This window comes from Sphingomonas sp. M6A6_1c, assembly GCF_053345135.1.
On sequence record NZ_JBKEZO010000004.1, the window covers coordinates 146,804 to 165,908 of the forward strand.

Annotated in this window: 20 protein-coding genes; 4 read left to right on the forward strand and 16 right to left on the reverse strand. The window is 68.1% G+C overall.

Annotation, left to right across the window (positions count from 1 at the left end; genetic code table 11):
* Positions 1-120: 120 nt before the first annotated feature.
* From ACLBWH_RS09285 to ACLBWH_RS09305, 5 genes are all read right to left on the reverse strand, one after another.
* A complete protein-coding gene (locus ACLBWH_RS09285; RefSeq protein ID WP_447798389.1) occupies positions 121-1,662 on the reverse strand; it encodes a M56 family metallopeptidase in 1,542 nt (513 codons plus the stop codon).
* Complete coding sequence (locus ACLBWH_RS09290) at positions 1,659-2,027, reverse strand: BlaI/MecI/CopY family transcriptional regulator (RefSeq protein WP_322850390.1); 369 nt, start codon at positions 2,025-2,027, stop codon at positions 1,659-1,661. The genes ACLBWH_RS09285 and ACLBWH_RS09290 overlap by 4 nt, the downstream gene beginning before the upstream one ends.
* 300 nt (positions 2,028-2,327) lie before the next feature.
* Entirely contained in the window at positions 2,328-2,654 is a 327-nt protein-coding gene (gene grxD, locus ACLBWH_RS09295) for a Grx4 family monothiol glutaredoxin (RefSeq protein ID WP_322850389.1), read from the reverse strand.
* 11 nt (positions 2,655-2,665) lie between these two features.
* Positions 2,666-2,896: a BolA family protein gene (locus ACLBWH_RS09300; protein ID WP_322850388.1), complete on the reverse strand. Its 231-nt coding sequence runs from the start codon at positions 2,894-2,896 to the stop codon at positions 2,666-2,668.
* A complete protein-coding gene (locus ACLBWH_RS09305; RefSeq protein ID WP_447798392.1) occupies positions 2,896-3,225 on the reverse strand; it encodes a DUF1476 domain-containing protein in 330 nt (109 codons plus the stop codon). The genes ACLBWH_RS09300 and ACLBWH_RS09305 overlap by 1 nt, the downstream gene beginning before the upstream one ends.
* A gap of 171 nt (positions 3,226-3,396) precedes the next feature.
* Between ACLBWH_RS09305 and ACLBWH_RS09310 the strand changes: the two genes are divergently transcribed.
* On the forward strand, positions 3,397-3,537 hold the full coding sequence (locus ACLBWH_RS09310) for a hypothetical protein (RefSeq protein WP_322850386.1): 141 nt from the start codon (positions 3,397-3,399) through the stop codon (positions 3,535-3,537).
* Positions 3,538-3,541: 4 nt separating this feature from the next.
* Here the strand turns inward: ACLBWH_RS09310 and ACLBWH_RS09315 are convergent, their stop codons facing one another.
* The 11 genes from ACLBWH_RS09315 to ACLBWH_RS09365 form a co-directional block, all read right to left on the reverse strand.
* On the reverse strand, positions 3,542-4,540 hold the full coding sequence (locus tag ACLBWH_RS09315) for an NADPH:quinone oxidoreductase family protein (protein WP_447798394.1): 999 nt from the start codon (positions 4,538-4,540) through the stop codon (positions 3,542-3,544).
* On the reverse strand, positions 4,503-5,132 hold the full coding sequence (gene leuD / locus ACLBWH_RS09320; protein ID WP_447798396.1) for a 3-isopropylmalate dehydratase small subunit: 630 nt from the start codon (positions 5,130-5,132) through the stop codon (positions 4,503-4,505). The genes ACLBWH_RS09315 and leuD overlap by 38 nt, the downstream gene beginning before the upstream one ends.
* Positions 5,133-5,250: 118 nt before the next feature.
* Positions 5,251-6,690, reverse strand: coding sequence for a 3-isopropylmalate dehydratase large subunit (gene leuC / locus ACLBWH_RS09325; protein WP_447798398.1), 1,440 nt, complete (start codon positions 6,688-6,690; stop codon positions 5,251-5,253).
* 67 nt (positions 6,691-6,757) lie between these two features.
* Entirely contained in the window at positions 6,758-7,444 is a 687-nt protein-coding gene (locus tag ACLBWH_RS09330) for a glutathione S-transferase family protein (protein WP_322850382.1), read from the reverse strand.
* Positions 7,445-7,447: 3 nt separating this feature from the next.
* Positions 7,448-8,098, reverse strand: a complete 651-nt coding sequence (locus tag ACLBWH_RS09335; protein WP_447798400.1) for a CoA transferase subunit B — start codon at positions 8,096-8,098, stop codon at positions 7,448-7,450.
* Positions 8,098-8,421: a DUF5076 domain-containing protein gene (locus ACLBWH_RS09340; RefSeq protein ID WP_322850380.1), complete on the reverse strand. Its 324-nt coding sequence runs from the start codon at positions 8,419-8,421 to the stop codon at positions 8,098-8,100. The genes ACLBWH_RS09335 and ACLBWH_RS09340 overlap by 1 nt, the downstream gene beginning before the upstream one ends.
* The gene (locus ACLBWH_RS09345; protein WP_447798402.1) at positions 8,418-9,365 is read right to left on the reverse strand and encodes an HAD family acid phosphatase; all 948 of its coding nucleotides are present in this window, start codon (positions 9,363-9,365) and stop codon (positions 8,418-8,420) included. Before ACLBWH_RS09345 ends, ACLBWH_RS09340 begins: the two co-directional genes overlap by 4 nt.
* A complete protein-coding gene (locus tag ACLBWH_RS09350) occupies positions 9,362-10,069 on the reverse strand; it encodes a CoA transferase subunit A (protein ID WP_447798404.1) in 708 nt (235 codons plus the stop codon). The genes ACLBWH_RS09345 and ACLBWH_RS09350 overlap by 4 nt, the downstream gene beginning before the upstream one ends.
* A gap of 187 nt (positions 10,070-10,256) precedes the next feature.
* Positions 10,257-12,914 carry a pyruvate, phosphate dikinase gene (gene ppdK / locus ACLBWH_RS09355; protein WP_447798405.1) on the reverse strand — a complete coding sequence of 886 codons (2,658 nt, stop codon included), beginning with the start codon at positions 12,912-12,914 and terminating at the stop codon, positions 10,257-10,259.
* Between the two features lie 75 nt (positions 12,915-12,989).
* On the reverse strand, positions 12,990-15,140 hold the full coding sequence (glyS, locus tag ACLBWH_RS09360; protein WP_447798407.1) for a glycine--tRNA ligase subunit beta: 2,151 nt from the start codon (positions 15,138-15,140) through the stop codon (positions 12,990-12,992).
* A gap of 171 nt (positions 15,141-15,311) precedes the next feature.
* Positions 15,312-16,181: a glycine--tRNA ligase subunit alpha gene (locus ACLBWH_RS09365; protein WP_447798409.1), complete on the reverse strand. Its 870-nt coding sequence runs from the start codon at positions 16,179-16,181 to the stop codon at positions 15,312-15,314.
* 95 nt (positions 16,182-16,276) lie between these two features.
* Here ACLBWH_RS09365 and ACLBWH_RS09370 point away from each other — a divergent pair, with 95 nt between their 5' ends.
* The 3 genes from ACLBWH_RS09370 to pth all read left to right on the forward strand — a co-directional run bounded on the left by ACLBWH_RS09370 (position 16,277) and on the right by pth (position 19,093).
* The gene (locus ACLBWH_RS09370) at positions 16,277-17,197 is read left to right on the forward strand and encodes a TraB/GumN family protein (RefSeq protein ID WP_447798411.1); all 921 of its coding nucleotides are present in this window, start codon (positions 16,277-16,279) and stop codon (positions 17,195-17,197) included.
* A gap of 386 nt (positions 17,198-17,583) precedes the next feature.
* Complete coding sequence (locus tag ACLBWH_RS09375) at positions 17,584-18,267, forward strand: 50S ribosomal protein L25/general stress protein Ctc (protein WP_322850373.1); 684 nt, start codon at positions 17,584-17,586, stop codon at positions 18,265-18,267.
* Positions 18,268-18,526: 259 nt separating this feature from the next.
* Positions 18,527-19,093, forward strand: coding sequence for an aminoacyl-tRNA hydrolase (gene pth / locus ACLBWH_RS09380; RefSeq protein ID WP_447798413.1), 567 nt, complete (start codon positions 18,527-18,529; stop codon positions 19,091-19,093).
* Positions 19,094-19,105: the final 12 nt, after the last annotated feature.

Consider the following 19,105-nt stretch of genomic DNA (forward strand, 5'->3'; position numbering starts at 1 on the left):
GGATGTGGCGCGATGCGCGACGGAGCGCAAGAGGCGGAGCCGATCGCCGTCACCCCGGAACAGGCCCGGAGTGACGGATTCCCGGTCGCACGCCATCTGCGCGGGCAAGCCGCGCAGCCCTCAATCCTGCTCAGCGGACGCGGTTTCCGCGCGCAATTCGGCGAGGGCCTGATCCATATCGGCGAGCGCCGCCTTGCGATCCGTTTCGGGAATGTCGCGATTGGCGGCGATGCTCGCCCGCGACGCCCGGACGCTGGCAAACGCGCTGGCCATCGCATTGCGGCGGATCGCCGCGACGTCGATCGACGCGACCGCGGCCTTGCTGGCGGTCGCGGCGGCCTCGCCGATCCGGTTGGTGCAGATGACGATCGCGCGCTTGCTCCCCGTCGCGGTGGTCAGCGTATATTGGCGCGGGCCGCCGTCGACACCGTCGACGCAGCGGCGCGACGTCACCTCGGGCGCGGAGCGGAGCGAATCGTCGACGAGCTGCTGGATCGCGTGATCGTCGAATCTGCCGTCGGCGGCCGACGTATAGGTGTTGACCTTACCGTCCTTGCCGACCTGCCGGACGAAGACGTGGCGCGATGCCGCCCCGCTCGCGGTCACCGCCGGTGCGGCCGGCACGGCCGGCGCCGCGGGCGCCGCGGGTGCGGCCGGTGCGGGCGGCGCCGGCGGCACGGCGGGAACGCTTTGCAGATCGACGCCGATCGTATCGCCGACCTTGCCGCTCAGCGCCGCCGCGGCGCTGGTGCCCGAGGCGGTGAGGCCCAGCCCGGCGAGGACGAGCGTCGATACCAATGTACCGCCCATCACGAGGCGACGACGCGAACGCGGAGACGTGGACAGCATGCGGATTCTCCCTTTGAGGTCATCGATGGTGTGCAGGTGACAGGCGGCGGATACCGCGCCGCCGTGCGCCGCCTTGACGATGGCACAGGCATAGGCGTGACGGTCGATCACCGAGCGGCCGGCGAGCACGCGCGCGTCGTTGGCGAGTTCCTGATCGGCGCGGAACGCGCGGAAGGCGCGCCAGGCGACGGGGTTGAACCAGTGGATCGCCAGCACCGCGAGCGCGATCCAGTTGGCGATCAGGTCGCCGCGCTGATGGTGGCCGATCTCGTGCGCCAGCGCGAGTTCGCGTTCGTCGGCGTCGTAGCGGTCGGCGAAATCGAGCGGGAAGGCGACGTAGCGGCGCACGATACCGAAGGCGAGCGGACCGGGCGCGACCTCGCTGGCGATGACGCGGATACCGTCCAGTTCCTCTACACTCGCGGCCGATCCGATCAGCCGGCGGCAGAAGCGGCCATGGCCGGCGAGGTGCCAGACGAGGAAGCCGAGCGCGCCCAGCGCCCACAGGCCGCCGACGATCAGCCCGATCGACGGCCCTACCGATAGTCCGGCCGCGGCGGGTGTCGCCGTCGCCGGCGCGGCGCCATCGGCGACGAAGATGGTGATCGTCTCGCTCGCCCGGCTGATCGGCGTCACCGCCGCCTGCCGCAGCCCGTCGGGGAGCGGCGGCAGCAGCAGGCGCAGCAGCGGCAGCAGCCAGAGCATATAGCCGACCTGCGGTCCGAAGGCGTTGCGCACCGGCGCGCGCACCAGCATCACCAGCGCCATCAGGATCGTGGAGGCGATCAGCGCCTCGACCAGCCAGCCGATCACTGCTTGAGGTCCTTCAGCAGCGCCTCGATCTCGGCGATATCCTGCGCGGTGAGTTCGTCGCGCTCGGCGAGATGCGCGACCAGCGGGGTCAATTTGCCGCCGAACAGCCGGTCGATCAGCCGCTTCGATTCGCCCGAGACGTAGTCACCGCGCGCGACCAGCGGGCGATAGAGATAGCGGCGGCCATCCTCCTCGTGCGCGATCGCGGTCTTGGCGAGCAGCCGGCCGAGCAGCGTCTTGACGGTATTGGCGCTCCAACCGCGGGCAGGATCGACACGCTCGGCCACGTCCTGCGCGGTGAGCGGCGCCTCGTCCCACAGCACCTCCATCACCGCATGTTCGGCATCGCTGATTCGTTCGACCACGGTTACGCTCCTGCTGGACTACAGGTGTAATCGTGCCGTTTACGGTCGTAGTCAAGTGCGCACCGCGAGTGTCGATATCGCTTACAGGTCGGGCCGGCATATGACCGCCGTTAACCCTGGCAATGGCGGAAATCCGTGCGCGGGAATGTTTGGCATAGCGTCTGCATATCGCAAGCCAGCCGAGCGTCACGACGCTTCAGCAGGGTGGGGTCATCGCTTTTCCGCGTCTCGCGACCCCACCCGCACCCGGCCGCCGCTGGCCGACACTGCCCCACATTCCTTGCGCGAGGCCGGACGCCGTCACGCAGCGGCGGCATCGCCCTTCAGCAGCGTCGCGAGCTCGCCGCTCTCGTACATCTCCATCATGATGTCCGATCCGCCGACGAATTCGCCGCCGACGTAGAGCTGCGGGATCGTCGGCCAGTCCGAATAGGCCTTGATGCCCTGGCGGATGCCCTGGTCCTGCAACACGTCGACGCTCTCATATTCGACGTTGAGGTGGTCGAGGATCGCGACGGCGCGGCTTGAAAAGCCGCATTGCGGGAACAGTGGGCTGCCCTTCATGAACAGCACCACGGCATTGTTCTTCACGACGGCGTCGATGCGGGCGTTGGTATCGTCAGTCATGGTCATCATCCTCAGGCGGCGGCGGTCTTGAGCTGCAGGGCGTGGAGTTCGCCGCCCATTCGCTCGCCGAGCGCCGCATAAACGGCTTGGTGTTGCTTGCGGAGCGGCAGACCGGCGAAGCTCGCCGATACGACGCGGGCGGCATAATGGTCGCCGTCCCCGGCGAGATCGGTGATCTCGACCTCCGCATCGGGGATGGCGGTGCGGATCAGCGCGGCGATGTCGTCGGCGGCCATCGGCATCAGCCCTGCTCCGCCTGCATCAGCTGCCGCCGCGCCTCGATCATCTTCTCGGCGAGGGCGCGGCGCACCGCGGCATCGTCGGTCTCGACACCGGCGGCGGTCAGGTCGCCGAACAGCTTGCGAACGACGTCCTCCTCGCCCGATTCCTCGAAATCCGCCTGGACCACCGCCTTGGCATAAGCATCGGTCTCTTCCGGCGTCAGCCCCATCTGCGCGGCGGCCCATTGCCCGAGCAGGCGATTGCGGCGCGCGGTGATGCGAAATGCCATCTCTTCCTCGCGCGCGAACGCCGCCTCATGGGCGTGCTCACGGTCGTCGAACATGGACATCGTCACTCACCCCATTTTTTGGTCCTCCGCACATAGGGGCGCGCCTGCGCACGCGCAACGGATGCCCGGGGAGACCGTCCCATGCCGGGCCTAAGTGGTTCGGAACAAAAAGGTTAACGATGCGATAAACATAAGACGGCGGGCGCATCGCCCGACCGCAGGAGAAGGATCATGATCAAGAGGCCCATTCCCGCTGGCGGCCACGCGCACGGATCGACCCGCGCCGCGCCGCTCACCGGCATCGTCGTCGGATCGGCGATCTCGCTGATCCTGTGGGCGCTGATGCTCGCGATCGTCTTCGCGATCCGCTGACCGGTCAGTCGACCGCGACCACCAATTTGCCGATCGCGCCCCGCGCCGCCATCTTGGCGATGGCGTCGCCGCCGCGCTCGAACGGAAAGGTCTCGGTCACGTTCGGCGCGATCTTCCCGTCGCGCCACAGATCGAACAACCGCGCGACATGCGCCGCATTGGCCTGCGGATCGCGCGCGGCGAAGGCTCCCCAGAACACGCCGCAGACGTCGCAGCTCTTGAGCAGCGTGAGGTTGAGCGGCAATTTGGGGATGCCGGCGGGAAAGCCGACCACCAGATAGCGCCCTTCCCAGCCGATCGAGCGCAACGCGGGTTCGGCATAGTCGCCCCCGACCGGATCGTAGATCACGTCGAAGCCGCCGCGCCCCCCCGCCGTCTTGAACCGTTCGGCGAGCGCCTTGGACTGGTCCTTGTCGAACGGCGCGCGCCCGTAGAGGATCGTCTCGTCGGCGCCCGCCGCTTTGGCCGCCGCCGCTTTCTCCTCGGACGACACCGCCGCGACGACGCGCGCGCAATAGGCCTTGCCCAGCTCGATCGCCGCCAGCCCTACCCCGCCCGCCGCGCCGAGCACGAGCAGCGATTGCCCCGCAGTCAATCGGCCGCGATCGAGCAGCGCATGGATGGTGGTCGCATAGGTGAGAATCAGCGCCGCGCCCTCGGCAAAGCTGCGCTCGTCGGGCAGGCGGTACAGGCGCTGCGGCTCGGTGACGATGCTGGTCGCGAGGCCGCCATGGCCGATCACCCCCATCACCCGGTCGCCGACCTGCCAGTCGCTGACACCCTCGCCGAGCGCGTCGATCACACCGGCGATCTCGCCACCCGGTGCGAACGGCCGCGGCGGCTTGAACTGATATCGGTCCTCGATGATCAGGACGTCGGGATAGTTGATCGCGCACGCCTTGACCGCGATCCGCACCTGCCCCTGGGCCGGCGCCGGATCGGGTAGCTCGGTTAGTTCTAGAGTGTCAGGTCCGCCCGGCGCCGTCGATAGCAATGCCCGCATAACCGCTCCTGCTCCCGATCCAGGGGCGATGCTGATCCACCGCACCCTCGAATTTCGAAATCGCGGTATCTCTTGCCATCGTCAGACCGATCTCGTCCAGCCCCTCCATCAGGCACTGGCGTCGGAACGGGTCGAGGTCGAAGGAAAAGCGGTCCTGGTACGGCGTCGTCACCGTCATCGTCTCGAGGTCGACGGTGACCGGCTGGTCCTTCGCCACCTCGACCAGCCGGTCCACCGCCTCCTGCGGCAGCACCACCGGCACGATGCCGTTCTTGAACGCGTTCCCCGAGAAGATGTCGGAGAAGCTGGGCGCGATCACCGCGCGCACCCCCATGTCGGCAAGCGCCCAGGCGGCATGTTCGCGGCTCGACCCGCAGCCGAAATTGTCGCCGGCGATCAGGATCGGCGCACCGGCATAGCGCGGGTCGTCGAACACGTTGCCCGGCTGCGCGCGCACCGTCTCGAACGCGCCGCGCGCCAGTCCCGAGCGCGAAATGGTCTTGAGCCAATGCGCCGGGATGATGATATCGGTGTCGATATTCTTGGCGCCCCAGGGATATGCGGTCCCGGAAACGGTGGTGACGGCCTGCATGCGATATTGAGCCCTTAGCGTTCGGTCTTGACCGGATGCGCGAGCACGCGCGCCCCCGCCACATAAGCGGCGACGCCGCTCATCATCGCACCGGCCACCAGCAGCACCAGAACCTTCTTCATCGTGTCGCTCCCATCACGTCGCGGACATCGGCGAGCCGCCCGGTCACCGCCGCTGCCGCCGCCATTGCCGGCGACAGCAAATGTGTGCGTGCGCCAGGCCCCTGTCGACCCACGAAATTCCGGTTCGACGTGGACGCACACCGTTCCCCCGCAGGCACCTTGTCGGGGTTCATCGCCAGGCACATCGAACAGCCCGGCTCCCGCCATTCGAAGCCCGCCTGCACGAACACGCGGTCGAGCCCCTCGGCCTCCGCCTGTCGCTTGACCAGCCCCGATCCCGGCACGACCATCGCGCGCACGCCATCGGCGACATGGCGCCCCTCGGCGACCGCGGCGGCGGCGCGCAGATCCTCGATCCGGCTGTTGGTGCAACTGCCGATGAAGACGTGCTGGACGGGAACGTCCTGCATCGCCGTCCCCGGCGTCAGCCCCATATAATCGAGGCTACGCTGCGCCGCGGCGCGCTTGGCGGGATCGGCGAAACTGTCGGGCTCCGGCACGACGCCGGTGATCGGCACGACGTCCTCGGGGCTCGTCCCCCAGGTCAGCGCCGGTGCGATGTCGGTTGCGTCGAGCGCGACGCTCTTGTCATAGGTCGCGGCGGGATCGGTGGCGAGGCTGCGCCACCAGGCGACGGCCTTGTCCCACGCCTCGCCCTGCGGCGCCATCGGCCGCCCCTTCAGATAGGCGAAGGTCAGATCATCGGGCGCGACCAGCCCGGCGCGCGCACCGCCCTCGATCGACATGTTGGCGACGGTCATCCGCCCCTCGATCGACATCGCGCGGATCACCTCGCCGGTATATTCGATGACGTGGCCAGTGCCGCCCGCCGCGCCGATCCTGCCCATGATCGCGAGGATCACGTCCTTGGGGCTGACGCCGAAGCCGAGCGTGCCGTCGACGCGCACCTCCATCGTCTTCGACTGGCTGAGCAGCAGCGTCTGCGTCGCGAGCACATGCTCGACCTCGCTGGTGCCGATGCCGAAGGCCAGCGCGCCCAGCGCGCCGTGCGTCGAGGTATGGCTGTCGCCGCACACCAGGGTCGTGCCGGGCAAGGTGAAGCCCAGTTCCGGCCCGACGACATGGACGATGCCCTGCTCCGCCGCGGTCGCATCGATATAATCGACGCCGAACTCGGCGGTGTTGCGGCGCAGCGCATCGAGCTGTTGCGCGCTTTCGGGATCGGCGATCGGCAGCATCCGCCCGGCGGCATCGACGCGCGGCGTCGTCGGCAGATTGTGATCGGGCACCGCGAGCGTCAGCTCGGGCCGCCGGACGCGCCGCCCGGCGACGCGAAGCCCCTCGAACGCCTGCGGGCTGGTCACCTCATGGACGAGGTGCCGGTCGATATAGATGAGGCAGGTGCCGTCGTCGCGCCGTTCGACGACATGAGCAGCCCAGATCTTTTCGTACAGCGTTTGCGGTCGGGAAGCCATGATGGCGGCCAGTTAACGCAAATGATGCGCCGGCGAAAGCCTCCACGACAGAATGTTGCCCGCGACGTTAAGTGGCGCGATTGTCTTCGATGATCGTACCACAGGCGCGCATCTCCTCTTCGTGCGCGTCTTCACGCCACGTTTCCGCCAGCGCCGCCGCCTCCCAAGCCTTGATCGCAGGATGCGCGAAAAGGCTTTCGCACCAACGTCTTCCCGCCTCGCCTACGTCGATGCCGAAGGTCCGAACGCGAAACGCGACCGGCGCATAGAAGGCATCGACCGCGGTGAAGCGATCGCCCGCCAGCCATGGACCGCCGAAGCGATCCAGCCCCTCCGCCCACAATTCGGCGATCCGCGCGATATCGCGATCCAGTGCGGTCGACGCCGGATGCGGTGTCGCCCGGACGCCGATGTTCATCATCCGCTCGTTGCGCAGCGCTGCGAATCCCCCGTGCATCTCGGTCACCGCGCACATCGCCCATGCCCGCGCCGCCTCGTCCTGCGGCCAGACGCCCGCATGCCGCTCGGCGAGATACAGCGCGATGCCCAGCGAGTCCCAGATCGTGCGATCGCCATCGATCAGCACCGGCACCTGCCCGCTTGGCGAAAAGGCGCGGAACGCCGTCCAGTTGTTCGCCGCCGTAAAGGGTTCGATCCGGTCCTCGAACGCGATGCCGAGCGCCGTCATCAACGCCCACGGACGCAGCGACCAACTGGAATAATTGCGATTGGCGGTGATCAGGACGTAACCCATCGCCTACGCCTCGTACGCCGCCGTCGTCTTCGCCGCGACCTCGTCCGCGGTCACGCCCGGTGCCAGCTCGACCAGCCGGAACCGCGACTGGTGATCCGGCCGCTGGAACACCGCGAGGTCGGTGACGATCATATCGACCACGTTCTTGCCGGTCAGCGGCAGCGTGCAGGACGGGATGAACTTGGGGCTGCCGTCCTTGGCATTGTGGTCCATCACGACGATGATCTGCTTGACCCCGGCGACGAGGTCCATCGCGCCGCCCATGCCCTTGATCATCTTGCCGGGGATCATCCAATTGGCGATGTCGCCGCCCTCGCTCACCTCCATCGCGCCGAGCACCGTCAGGTCGATATGCCCGCCGCGGATCATCGCGAAGCTCTGTTCGCTGCCGAAATAGGCGCTTTGCGGCAATTCGCTGATCGTCTGCTTGCCGGCGTTGATCAGGTCGGGATCGACCTCGTCGTCATACGGGAACGGCCCGATGCCGAGCATGCCGTTCTCCGACTGCAAGGTCACCGTGATCCCGGCGGGGATGTTGTTCGCGACCAAGGTCGGGATGCCGATGCCGAGGTTGACGTAATAGCCGTCGCGCAGCTCCTGCGCGGCGCGCGCCGCCATCTGGTTGCGATCCCAGCCCTTCATCTGCGTGGCCATCAGTTCAGTCCTCCGGGATGGTTGGCGATCTCAGCGACGGCGTCGGGATCGAGTTCGGGGCGGGCGCCGTCGAGGCCGCGCCAGATCAGCGCGGCCGCTTCCTCTTCGGTCATGCCGAGCGCCTGCGCATGCGCCTTGGCGGCGTGGCCGATCGTGTCGGCCATCAGCACGCCGAACATCTCGGCATCGGCAAGCACGCCGGCATCGATCACCACGGTCGAGCCCGACCGGTCGGTGATCCAGATCCGCGCGACCTCGGCCGATTTGGCGCCGAGATTGGGAATGGCGGACAAAGGGATGGCACGGGGTTTCGACAGCTTCACGGCGTATCGCTCCAGCGTTTGTCGGCGGGGAACACCTCGTCGAACCCGCCCTTCAGCCCGGTGCCGTAGACCGGGTTGGGCAGCACGAACCAGCCATTGCCCCACAGATCGGCGACCGCGCCGCTGTCGGCGACGCGGCGGCGCTCCGCGGCGGAGGGGATCGCGTTGAACAGGTCGCTGAAATCGCCGAGCTGGTCGCCCGCCATCGCGACGACGCAATAGCGCGCCGCGATCGCGCTGCGGCGCGCGTCCTTGCCGCTCGGCCCGTCGCGCAGGAACAGGTCGGTGCCGGGCGTGAAATCGCCCAGCCCCGCCGCCTTCAGCCCGGCGACCGTGCCGGCGGCGGTGGCGGCGCCGCGATTGCTGTTGATGATGACCGTGATGTCTGCGGCGCGCAGCGCGGCGAACGCCTCGACCGCGCCCGGCACCGGCGCGACCGCCTTGGCGCCGGTCCGCTCCCAGCGCGCCCATTGCGCCGGATCGAACGGCGCGGCGGGATCGCGCGCCGCCAGCGCCTCGATCCCGAGGTTGAGCACCACCGTCTCGTCCGCGTCGAACACCGCCGCGCGCGGCTTGCCCTCGCACGACTGCCATTGCGGCGCGGCGAGCGTCGCCCCCGGGCTGAGCACGACGCTGTCGCCCGCCGCGCGGCGATAGCTGGCGTAGGACACGAGCGCGCGGAACGCCTGCCGGCTGAGCGCCGCCGCCTCCGCCGAGCCGTAGAGATATTGATACTGCGGCGGCACCGCCCGCGTATCCGCAGCCGCACCAGCAACCGCCCCGCTCGGCGGCGGCAGCGCGGTCAGGCCGGTGATCCGCACCAGCTTGCCGTCGGCGGTATAGGTCTGCCCCGGCGCCGGCAGCGTCGCGACATGCGTCCGCTTGCCGCCGCATCCCGCGAGCAGCGCCGCCGCCGCCAGCGCGAACCCCGCCCGCCGCATCACGCCGCCTCGCGCTCCCGCACCGTGCGGAACTCGATCTTCTTGTCGTAAGGGCTGCCAACGATCATCCGCTTCACATAGATGCCGGGCAGATGGATGTGATCGGGATCGAGGCTGCCGACCGGCACCACCTCCTCGACTTCGGCGACGCAGACCTTGCCCGCGGTCGCCATCGGCTGGTTGAAGTTGCGCGCGGTCTTGCGGAAGATGAGGTTGCCGCTCTCGTCCGCCTTCCAGCCCTTGATGATACTGAGGTCGGCGCGGATGCCGCGTTCGAGGATATACTCCTCGCCGTCGAAGCTCTTCACCTCCTTGCCCTCGGCCACCAGAGTGCCGACGCCGGTCTTCGTATAGAAGCCGGGGATGCCCGCGCCGCCGGCGCGGCAGCGCTCGGCGAGCGTCCCCTGCGGGCAGAATTCCACCTCCAGCTCGCCGCTCAGATATTGCCGCTCGAACTCCTTGTTCTCGCCGACATAGCTGGAGATCATCTTCTTGACCTGCCGCGTGCGCAGCAGCTTGCCGAGGCCCTCGCCGTCGATGCCGGCATTGTTGCTGGCGATGGTCAGGCCCGTGACGCCAGACGCCTGGATCGCGTCGATCAGCCGTTCGGGGATGCCGCACAGGCCGAAGCCGCCCGCGCAGATCGTCATGCCGTCGTGCAGCAGGCCGTCGAGCGCCGCCGCCGCATCGGGATAGAGCTTGTTCATCGCCCGTGACTCTCCTGTCGTTGCCGCGGCGATAGCGGGGCGGGCGCCGCAGCGTCAAATGGAAGTGCCCCGCCGGCCCGCCCCATCCGCACCGTCACCCCGGACTTGATCCGGGGTCCCGCTTTTATGCGGGATCGACGGGCGGCTAGAGGAGCGGGACCCCGGCTCGAGGCCGGGGTGGCGAGCCTTACTTCAGCGCCGCCTGTGCCGCCGCCAGCCGCGCGATCGGCACGCGGTACGGCGAGGCGGAGACGTAATCGAGCCCCACCTTCTCGCAGAAGGCGATGCTCGCGGGATCGCCGCCATGTTCGCCGCAGATGCCGAGCTTGATGTCGGGCCGGGTCGCGCGGCCGCGATCCGCCGCCATCTGCACCAGCTCACCGACGCCCTCGATATCGAGGCTGACGAACGGGTCCTTGGCGTAGATGCCCTGTTCGACATAGGCGCCGAGGAAGCGCGCCGCATCGTCGCGGCTGACGCCCAAGGTCGTCTGGGTCAGGTCGTTGGTGCCGAACGAGAAGAACTCGCCCGTCTCGGCGATCTCGCCCGCCTTCAGCGCCGCGCGCGGCAGCTCGATCATCGTCCCGACCAGATAGTCGATCGTCTTGCCACGCTCGGCGAACACCACCTGCGCCGCCTTGTCGACCACCGTCTTCATCAGGTCGAGCTCGCGCTTGGTCGCGACCAGCGGGATCATCACCTCGGGGATCGGTGCCTTCCCCGATTTCTCCGCGACGTCGAGCGCCGCCTCGAAGATCGCCCGCGCCTGCGTCTCGTAGATCTCCGGATAGGTCACGCCCAGCCGGCAGCCGCGATGACCCAGCATCGGGTTGAATTCGTGCAGCTCGGTGGCGCGGCGCTTCAATTCGTCGATATCGACCCCCGCCGCCGCGGCGACCTCGGCGAATTCATTCTCCTCGTGCGGCAGGAATTCGTGTAGCGGCGGATCGAGCAGCCGCACCGTCACCGGCAGGCCCGCCATCACCTCGAAGATCGCGGTGAAGTCGCTGCGCTGCGCCGGCAGCAGCTTCTCCAGCGCGGCACGGCGGCCCTTCTCGTCCTGCGCGAGGATCATCTGGCGCACCGCGGTGATCCGGTCGGCGTCGAAGAACATATGTTCGGTACGGCACAGGCCGACGCCCTCGGCGCCGAAATCGCGCGCGGTCTGGCAGTCGAGCGGCGTCTCGGCATTGGCGCGGACCTTGAGCCGGCGGACGCCGTCGGCCCATTCCATCAGCACGCCGAAATCGCCGGCCAGCTCGGGCTGCACCGTCGCGACCGAACCGAACATCACCTCGCCGCTGGTGCCGTCGATCGTGATCGTATCGCCCTCGCGCACCTCGCGCCCGGCGACCTTCATCACCTTGTCCTTCGCCGAGATCGACAGCGATCCCGCGCCCGAGACGCACGGCCGGCCCATGCCCCGCGCCACCACCGCGGCGTGGCTGGTCATGCCGCCGCGCGCGGTGAGGATGCCGGTCGCGGCATGCATGCCGTGAATGTCTTCCGGGCTGGTCTCGACGCGGACGAGAATGACGGACTCGCCCGCCGCCTTGCGCTTCTCGGCGGTGTCGGCGTCGAACACCACGGTGCCCGAGGCGGCGCCGGGCGAGGCGGGCAGGCCCTTGGCGATGACGTCGCGCGGGGCATCGGGGTCGAGCATCGGGTGGAGGAGCTGGTCGAGCGCCATCGGATCGACGCGCAGGATCGCCTCGTTGCGGGTGATGAGTCCCTCGTTCGCCATATCGACCGCGATCTTCAGCGCCGCCTTGGCGGTCCGCTTGCCCGAGCGCGTCTGGAGCATCCAGAGCTTGCCCTGTTCGACGGTGAACTCGATGTCCTGCATGTCGCGATAATGCGTCTCGAGCCGGTCGAACACCGCCGCCAGCTCGCCATAGACCGCGGGCATCGCCTCTTCCATCGACGCCGGCTTGGCGCCCGCCTCCTCGCGCGCCGCCTTGGTCAGATATTGCGGCGTGCGGATCCCGGCGACGACGTCCTCGCCCTGCGCGTTGATGAGGAACTCGCCGTAATAGGCGCGGTCGCCCTTCGACGGATCGCGGGTGAAGGCGACGCCGGTCGCCGACGTCTCGCCCATATTGCCGAACACCATCGCCTGGACGTTGACCGCGGTTCCCCAGTCGGCGGGAATGTCGTTCAGGCGGCGATAGACCTTCGCCCGCTCCGATTGCCACGAGCCGAACACCGCGCCCACCGCGCCCCATAATTGGTCGTGGACGTCCTGCGGGAAGGGCTTGCCCCATTCCGTCTCGACCAGCCCCTTATATTCGGCGACCAGCGCCTTGAGGTCGGTCGCGCTCAGCTCGGTATCCAGCGTGAAGCCGTTGTCTTCCTTGGCGATCTCCAGCGCTTCCTCGAACGCGCCGTGATCGAGTTCGAGCACCACGTCGGCATACATCTGGATGAAGCGGCGATAGCTGTCCCACGCGAACCGCTCGTCGCCCGATTTGGCGGCGAGCCCCTCGACCGTCGCATCGTTGAGCCCGAGGTTGAGGACGGTGTCCATCATCCCCGGCATCGACACGCGCGCGCCCGAGCGCACCGAGACGAGCAACGGATTGCCCGCATCGCCGAAGGTCTTGCCGGTGATCCCCTCGATATGCGCGATCCCCTGCGCCACCTCGTCGCGCAGGCTCTGTGGGAATTGCTCGCCCTCGTCGTAATAGGTCGTGCACATCGCGGTCGAGATGGTGAAGCCCGGCGGCACCGGCAGCCCGATCGACGCCATCTCGGCAAGGTTCGAGCCCTTGCCGCCGAGCAGATTCTTGTCGCCCTTCCCGCCGTCCGAAACGCCGCCACCGAAACGGTACACGTATTGGGTCATCGCTGGTCCTTAGCTACGGTATGATGCCTGCCCCGGGGAGGATGGTAAGCTATCGTACGCCTGAGAAAGGTGTCGCTATCCCTCGATCTTCGAAAAATCGGCGACGGCATGCACCGCCGCACGCACCCGGTCGAGCAAAGCGAGCCGGGCGGCGCGCTTGGCGGGATCGGGATCGTTGACGATCACGCCCTCGAAGAACGCATCGATCGGCGCACGCAGCGACGCGAGCGCCGCCATCGCCCCCGCGAAATTCTCCGCCGCCACCGCCGCGGCGGCGGCAGGCTCGGCCGCATCGAGCGCGGCGATCAGCGCCGCCTCGGCGGGTTCGGGGGTGTAGGCGAGCGGTTGTGCGACGTCATCGCCGCCGGCCGCATAGCCTTCCTTCTTGAGGATATTGGCCGCACGCTTGTAGCCGGCGAGCAAATTGGCGCCGTCCTCGGTCGCGACGAACGCCTGCAACGCGTGAACGCGCGCCAGCAGCCGGACGAGATCGTCCTCGCCACCGAGCGCGAACACCGCGTCGATCAGATCGTGACGGACGCCCGCCTCGCGCTGCTGCACCTTGAGGCGGTCGGCGAAGAAGTCGAGCACCTCGCGATCGACCGCGCGGCCGAGTGGAAAGCGCAGACCGTTGTCGAGGATCAGCGCGACCACGCCGAGCGCAGACCGCCGTAGCGCGAACGGATCCTTCGACCCGCTCGGCCGCAGGTCGGCGGCGAAGAATTGCGTGATGCTATCCAGCTTGTCCGCCAGCGACACCGCCACCGTCACCGGCGCGGTCGGCACGTCGTCGCCCTGCCCGACCGGCTTGTAATGATCGCGCACCGCCTCGGCGACCGCACGCGGCTCGCCCTGCGCGGCGGCGTAATAGCCGCCGATCAGCCCCTGCAATTCCGGAAATTCGCCGACCATTCCGGTGACGAGGTCCGCCTTGGCGAGCCGGGCCGCCCGCTCCGCCATATCGGCGAGCGCAGCACGCTCCTCCCCGGCACGGGGAGGGGGACCGCCGGCTGCAGGCCGGTGGTGGAGGGGGGCTTCCTCGGGCGATGCCGCCTGTGGCACCCAGCCTCCACCGGCTTCGCCGGTCCCCCTCCCCGTGCCGGGGAGGGTTATCCCCTCCTCCACCAGCCACCGCGCCAGCTTCGCCACGCGATCGACCTTGTCGGCCACCGTGCCGAGCTTCTCGTGGAAGACGATGTTCGCCAGCTTACCCGCCTGCGTTTCGAGCGGCGTCTTGAGATCGGTCTCGTAGAAGAAGCGCGCATCGGACAGCCGCGCCGCGAGTACCTTGCGGTTGCCCTCGACGATCTGCGCGCCGCCGTCGGTCGCCGCGATATTGGCGGTGCAGACGAAGGCATTGGCGAGCGCCCCGTCCGCATCGCGGCAGACGAAATATTTCTGGTTCACCCGCGCGGTGAGCTGGATCACCTCGGGGGGCACGGTGAGGAAGTCCGCATCGAAGCGGCCGAGCAACGGCACCGGCCATTCGGTCAGCCCGGCATTCTCCGAAACCAGCCCCTCGTCCTCGACCAGCACCAGCCCCGCCTCGGCGGCGAGCGCCTCGGCGCGTTCGCGGATCAGCACGCGGCGCTCGTCCTGATCGACGATGACATGGCAGGCGCGCAATTTCTCGACATAATCCGCCGCCGAGCCGATCGTGATCTGCCCCGGATGGTGGAAGCGATGCCCGAAGGTCGCGAAGCCCGAGCGGATGCCGGCGATCTCGACCTCGACCAATTCCTCGCCGAACAGCGCGACGATGCCGTGCAGCGGCCGCACCCAGCGCAGCGACTCGGTCGAGGCGGAGGCCGCCCCCCAGCGCATCGACTTGGGCCACGGAAAGCTGCGGATGATCGCCGAAATCGCCTCGCCGAGCACCGCGGTCGCTGCACGCCCGGGCTTGTCGGTCACCGCATAGAGCACGCCGTCGCGCTCGACGAGCTGCTCGCGGGTCAGCCCCGTCTTGCGCAGGAACCCGTCCAGCGCCTGCGGCGGCGCGCTCGCCTTGGGGCCTTTCAGCTCCTCCGACACCGCCTGCGTCTCGGCGGGCAGGTCGCGCGCGATCAGCACCAGCCGCCGCGGCGTCGCATAGGTGACGAGCGATCCGGCGGCGAGCCCCGCCTTGCCCAGCTCGGCGGCGAACAGCCGCGCGAGATCGTCACGCGCCTTGTCCTGCATCCGCGCAGGAATTTCTTCGGAACGAAGTTCGAGCAGGAAATCGGTCATGATCTTCTCATTCCTCCCCCGCCAGGGGGAGGTGGCAGCCGTCAGGCTGACGGAGGGGGAGGAAAGGGTGGAGCGCAGTTGGAGAAGACACCGTCGTCCTCCCCCTCCACCACCACGCTGACGCGTGGCGGTCCCCCTCCCCCTTGCGGGGGAGGAATGCGACAAACCCGCTCACGCCGCCCATCCGTTCTTGTCCATCCACGCCGCGCAGGCGCCCTTGGCGAGGTCGCGGACGCGGCCGATGTACGCCTGCCGCTCGGCGACCGAGATCACGCCGCGCGCCTGCAACAGGTTGAACGTGTGGCTCGCCTTGATCGCCTGCTCGTACGCCGGGATCGGCAGGCCGGCGGCGAGGCTGTTCCCGCATTCCGCCGCGGCCTTCTTGAACAGGTCGAACAGCGCCGCGGTATCGGCGACCTCGAAATTCCATTTCGACATCTGCCGCTCGTTCTCGAGGAAGACGTCGCCATAGCTCACGCCGTTGTCGTTGAACGCCAGGTCGTAGACGTTGTCGACGTCCTGGATATACATCGCCAGCCGTTCGAGTCCGTAGGTCAGCTCGCCCGCGACCGGCTTCATGTCGAACCCGCCCATCTGCTGGAAATAGGTGAATTGCGTCACCTCCATCCCGTCGCACCAGACCTCCCAGCCCAGCCCCCAGGCGCCCAGCGTCGGCGATTCCCAATCATCCTCGACGAAGCGGATGTCGTGGCGCGCCATGTCGACGCCGATCGCCGCGAGGCTGCCGAGGTACAGCTCCTGCAGGTCGGGCGGCGACGGCTTCATGATCACCTGATATTGGTAATAATGCTGCAGCCGGTTGGGGTTCTCGCCGTAGCGGCCGTCGGTCGGCCGGCGGCTGGGCTGGACGAAGGCGGCGTTCCACGTATCGGGACCGAGCGCGCGCAGCGTCGTCGCCGGGTGGAACGTCCCCGCGCCCATTTCCATGTCATACGGTTGCAGGATCAGACATCCCCGGTCGCTCCAGTAATCGTGGAGCGTCAGGATCATCTTCTGGAAGGAAAGCGGTGTGGCGGCCATCGTCCCGAGGCTTTGGCCGATGAGGCCGCGTCTAGCAAGTGGTGCGGCGCGGCATTAGCTAGGCCCTCACCTTAGTCATGGATGAGCGTCCCCGCATGATACCAATTCTTCGGCCGGCCCTTCGACCCGCGCTGTCGGCGCTCGCGCTCTGCCTGTCGCTCCCCGCCTGCGCGCAGCAGCCCGCCCAGCCGGCGCGCGCCGCCAACGACGCCGATCCGGCGCTCTGGGTGGTCAGGGACAAGGACACGACCGTCTATCTGTTCGGGACGATCCACGTGCTCAAGCCGGGCCTCACCTGGTTCGACGAGGCGGTGAAGACCGCGTTCGACCGGTCGGACGAGGTCAAGCTGGAGATCGTCATGCCCGACGCCGCGGCGATGCAGGGGCTGGTGCAGGCGACCGGCGTCGCCGCGCCCGGCACGCCGCCGCTGACGCAGCGCCTGCCCGAGGCCAAGCGCGCCGCCTTCACCAAGGCGGTGACCGACCTCGGCCTGCCCGCGAACGCGCTCGACAAGTTCAAGCCGTGGCTGGCGGCGACGCAGCTCTCGGTCGCGCCTTTGTCGAAGCTCGGCTACGACAGCGACAACGGCCCCGAACAGGTCATCACCGCCGCCGCGAAACAGGCCAACAAGCCGCTCACCGGACTGGAGACGCCCGAACAGCAATTGGGCTTCTTCGGCAGCCTGTCGGACAAGGCGCAGCTCGACTTCCTCGTCAGCACGGTCGACGAACTGCCCAAGCTCGACGACCAGATGGCCTCGATGGTCGACGATTGGGCGAAGGGCGACCCCGACGCCTTGGCACGCGAGATGAACGACGAACTGAAAAGCTCGCCCGAGGTCGCCAAGGTCCTCCTCACCGACCGCAACGCGCGCTGGGCGACGTGGATCAAGCAACGCATGGCGCGGCCGGGGACGGTGTTCATCGCGGTCGGTGCGGGGCACCTCGCGGGACCGGAGTCGGTGCAGGCGCAATTGGCGAAACTGGGCGTGAAGGCCGAACGGGTGAAATACTGATACCACAATTCCTCCCCCGCCAGGGAGTGCCGGGTTGAACGGCCCCCCGGCCGTTCAAGGTCATGCCGGGGGCATGACCGACCCGGCACTGTGGCGCCGCGAAGCGGTGACGGAGGGGGAGGATACGGTAAGCTTGGTCGTATGCGGAAACACCCCCTCCACCACCCGCTAACGCGGGCGGTCCCCAGCGCAGGGTCGATCATGCCCCCGGCATGATCTTGGATTGCCGGGGGCAATCCAACCCTGCGCTCCCGCTGCGCGAGGGAGGACTTGCCCACCTTGTCTTTCCCGCCCTCATCGGCTAAGCGCCGCCGCTTCCAGCCATGGTCATCCCTGGAGGCGTGGCGCGGAAAAGACACTTTAGCACGTTTCGGAAGGTTATCTGCATGAGCGACTCCATTACGCTCGCAGCCGAGACGCGCGACCGGGTTGGCAAGGGAGCCTCCCGGGCGCTGCGTCGTGACGGCCGCGTCCCCGCTGTAATTTACGGCCAGAACAAAGAACCCACCTCGATCCACCTCGAGGAAAAGGCGCTGATGAAGGCGCTGATGACCGGTCATTTTATGACCTCGGTGATCATGATCGACGGCCAGCGCACGCTGCCCAAGGACGTGACCTTCCACCCCGTCACCGATCGCCCGATCCACGTCGATTTCCTGCGCATCGGCGAGCACACCGAAGTCACCGTCGCGGTGCCGATCGTGTTCACCGACGAAGACGATGCCCCCGGCATCAAGCGCGGTAACGGCGTGCTCAACATCACGCGCCACGAGATCGAACTGGTCGTCGACGCCGCCGACATCCCCAGCGAGATCACCATCTCGCTGAAGGGCCTCGAGATCGGCGATTCGATCCACATCAGCGACGTGAAGCTGCCCAAGGGCGCGACGCCGGCGATCGACGACCGCGATTTCGCGATCGCCACGATCGTGCCGCCGACCGTCCCGACCGCGCAGGACGAGGCGCTCGACGCCGAGGTCGCCGAGACCCAGGCCGCCGAGGCTGCTGCCGAAGCCGAGCCGAACGACGACGACAACGACGACGACAAGATCACCACCCAGAAGAACTAAGCTGGGTGCCGCTCCGGCGGCGTCGGAACCGGGGCAGGTGGGCGGCAACGCTCCCCTGCCCTTTTTCGTGTGGCCGAGGCAGCGCAGCCGCGCGTCGTCCCGCCTTCGTCATCCCGGCGAAAGCCGGGACCCATGGACACGGGCGGCTGATGGTGTCCGCACCACCAGCGTCCCGAAACCATGCGTCCCGGCGTTCGCCGGGATGACGAGGGTGGGGTAGCCGCCTATCTCCGCCAAGAGCGAACAAGGACCACACGTCATGCAGATCTGGGCCGGGCTCGGCAATCCGGGACCGCAATATGCGATGCACCGGCACAATGTCGGCTTCATGGCGGTCGATCTGATCGCCGACATGCACGGCTTCGCGCCGGTCCGGAAGCAGTTCCAGGGCTGGACGCAGGAAGGCCGCGTCGGCAACCAGAAGGTGCTCCTCCTCAAGCCCGCCACCTTCATGAACGAGAGCGGCCGCGCGATCGGCGAGGCGCTGCGCTTCTACAAGCTCGGCCCCGACGCGCTCACCGTCTTCCACGACGAGCTCGACCTCGCCCCGTTCAAGGTCAAGGTGAAGCGCGGCGGCGGCACCGCCGGGCATAACGGGCTGCGCTCGACCGATCAGCATCTCGGCCCCGATTTCCGCCGCGTGCGGATCGGTATCGGCCATCCCGGCCACAAGGACCGCGTCACCGGCTATGTGCTGGGCAATTACGCCAAGGCCGAACTCGATCCGCTCGCCGACATGCTCGGCGCGATCGGGGCCGAGGCGCCGTGGCTCGCCGCGGACGACGACGTCCGCTTCATGAACGACGTCGCCCTAAGACTAGCATAGCGAGGCTCGCAC

Coding starts and splice junctions, on each gene's coding strand:
- grxD (WP_322850389.1), bottom strand. CDS start 2,654: ATGACTGACGATACCAACGCCCGCATCGACGCCGTCGTGAAGAACAAT.
- ACLBWH_RS09300 (WP_322850388.1), bottom strand. CDS start 2,896: ATGCCGATGGCCGCCGACGACATCGCCGCGCTGATCCGCACCGCCATC.
- ACLBWH_RS09305 (WP_447798392.1), bottom strand. CDS start 3,225: ATGTCCATGTTCGACGACCGTGAGCACGCCCATGAGGCGGCGTTCGCG.
- ACLBWH_RS09310 (WP_322850386.1), top strand. CDS start 3,397: ATGATCAAGAGGCCCATTCCCGCTGGCGGCCACGCGCACGGATCGACC.
- ACLBWH_RS09315 (WP_447798394.1), bottom strand. CDS start 4,540: ATGCGGGCATTGCTATCGACGGCGCCGGGCGGACCTGACACTCTAGAA.
- leuD (WP_447798396.1), bottom strand. CDS start 5,132: ATGCAGGCCGTCACCACCGTTTCCGGGACCGCATATCCCTGGGGCGCC.
- leuC (WP_447798398.1), bottom strand. CDS start 6,690: ATGGCTTCCCGACCGCAAACGCTGTACGAAAAGATCTGGGCTGCTCAT.
- ACLBWH_RS09330 (WP_322850382.1), bottom strand. CDS start 7,444: ATGGGTTACGTCCTGATCACCGCCAATCGCAATTATTCCAGTTGGTCG.
- ACLBWH_RS09335 (WP_447798400.1), bottom strand. CDS start 8,098: ATGGCCACGCAGATGAAGGGCTGGGATCGCAACCAGATGGCGGCGCGC.
- ACLBWH_RS09350 (WP_447798404.1), bottom strand. CDS start 10,069: ATGAACAAGCTCTATCCCGATGCGGCGGCGGCGCTCGACGGCCTGCTG.
- ppdK (WP_447798405.1), bottom strand. CDS start 12,914: ATGACCCAATACGTGTACCGTTTCGGTGGCGGCGTTTCGGACGGCGGG.
- glyS (WP_447798407.1), bottom strand. CDS start 15,140: ATGACCGATTTCCTGCTCGAACTTCGTTCCGAAGAAATTCCTGCGCGG.
- ACLBWH_RS09365 (WP_447798409.1), bottom strand. CDS start 16,181: ATGGCCGCCACACCGCTTTCCTTCCAGAAGATGATCCTGACGCTCCAC.
- ACLBWH_RS09370 (WP_447798411.1), top strand. CDS start 16,277: ATGATACCAATTCTTCGGCCGGCCCTTCGACCCGCGCTGTCGGCGCTC.
- ACLBWH_RS09375 (WP_322850373.1), top strand. CDS start 17,584: ATGAGCGACTCCATTACGCTCGCAGCCGAGACGCGCGACCGGGTTGGC.
- pth (WP_447798413.1), top strand. CDS start 18,527: ATGCAGATCTGGGCCGGGCTCGGCAATCCGGGACCGCAATATGCGATG.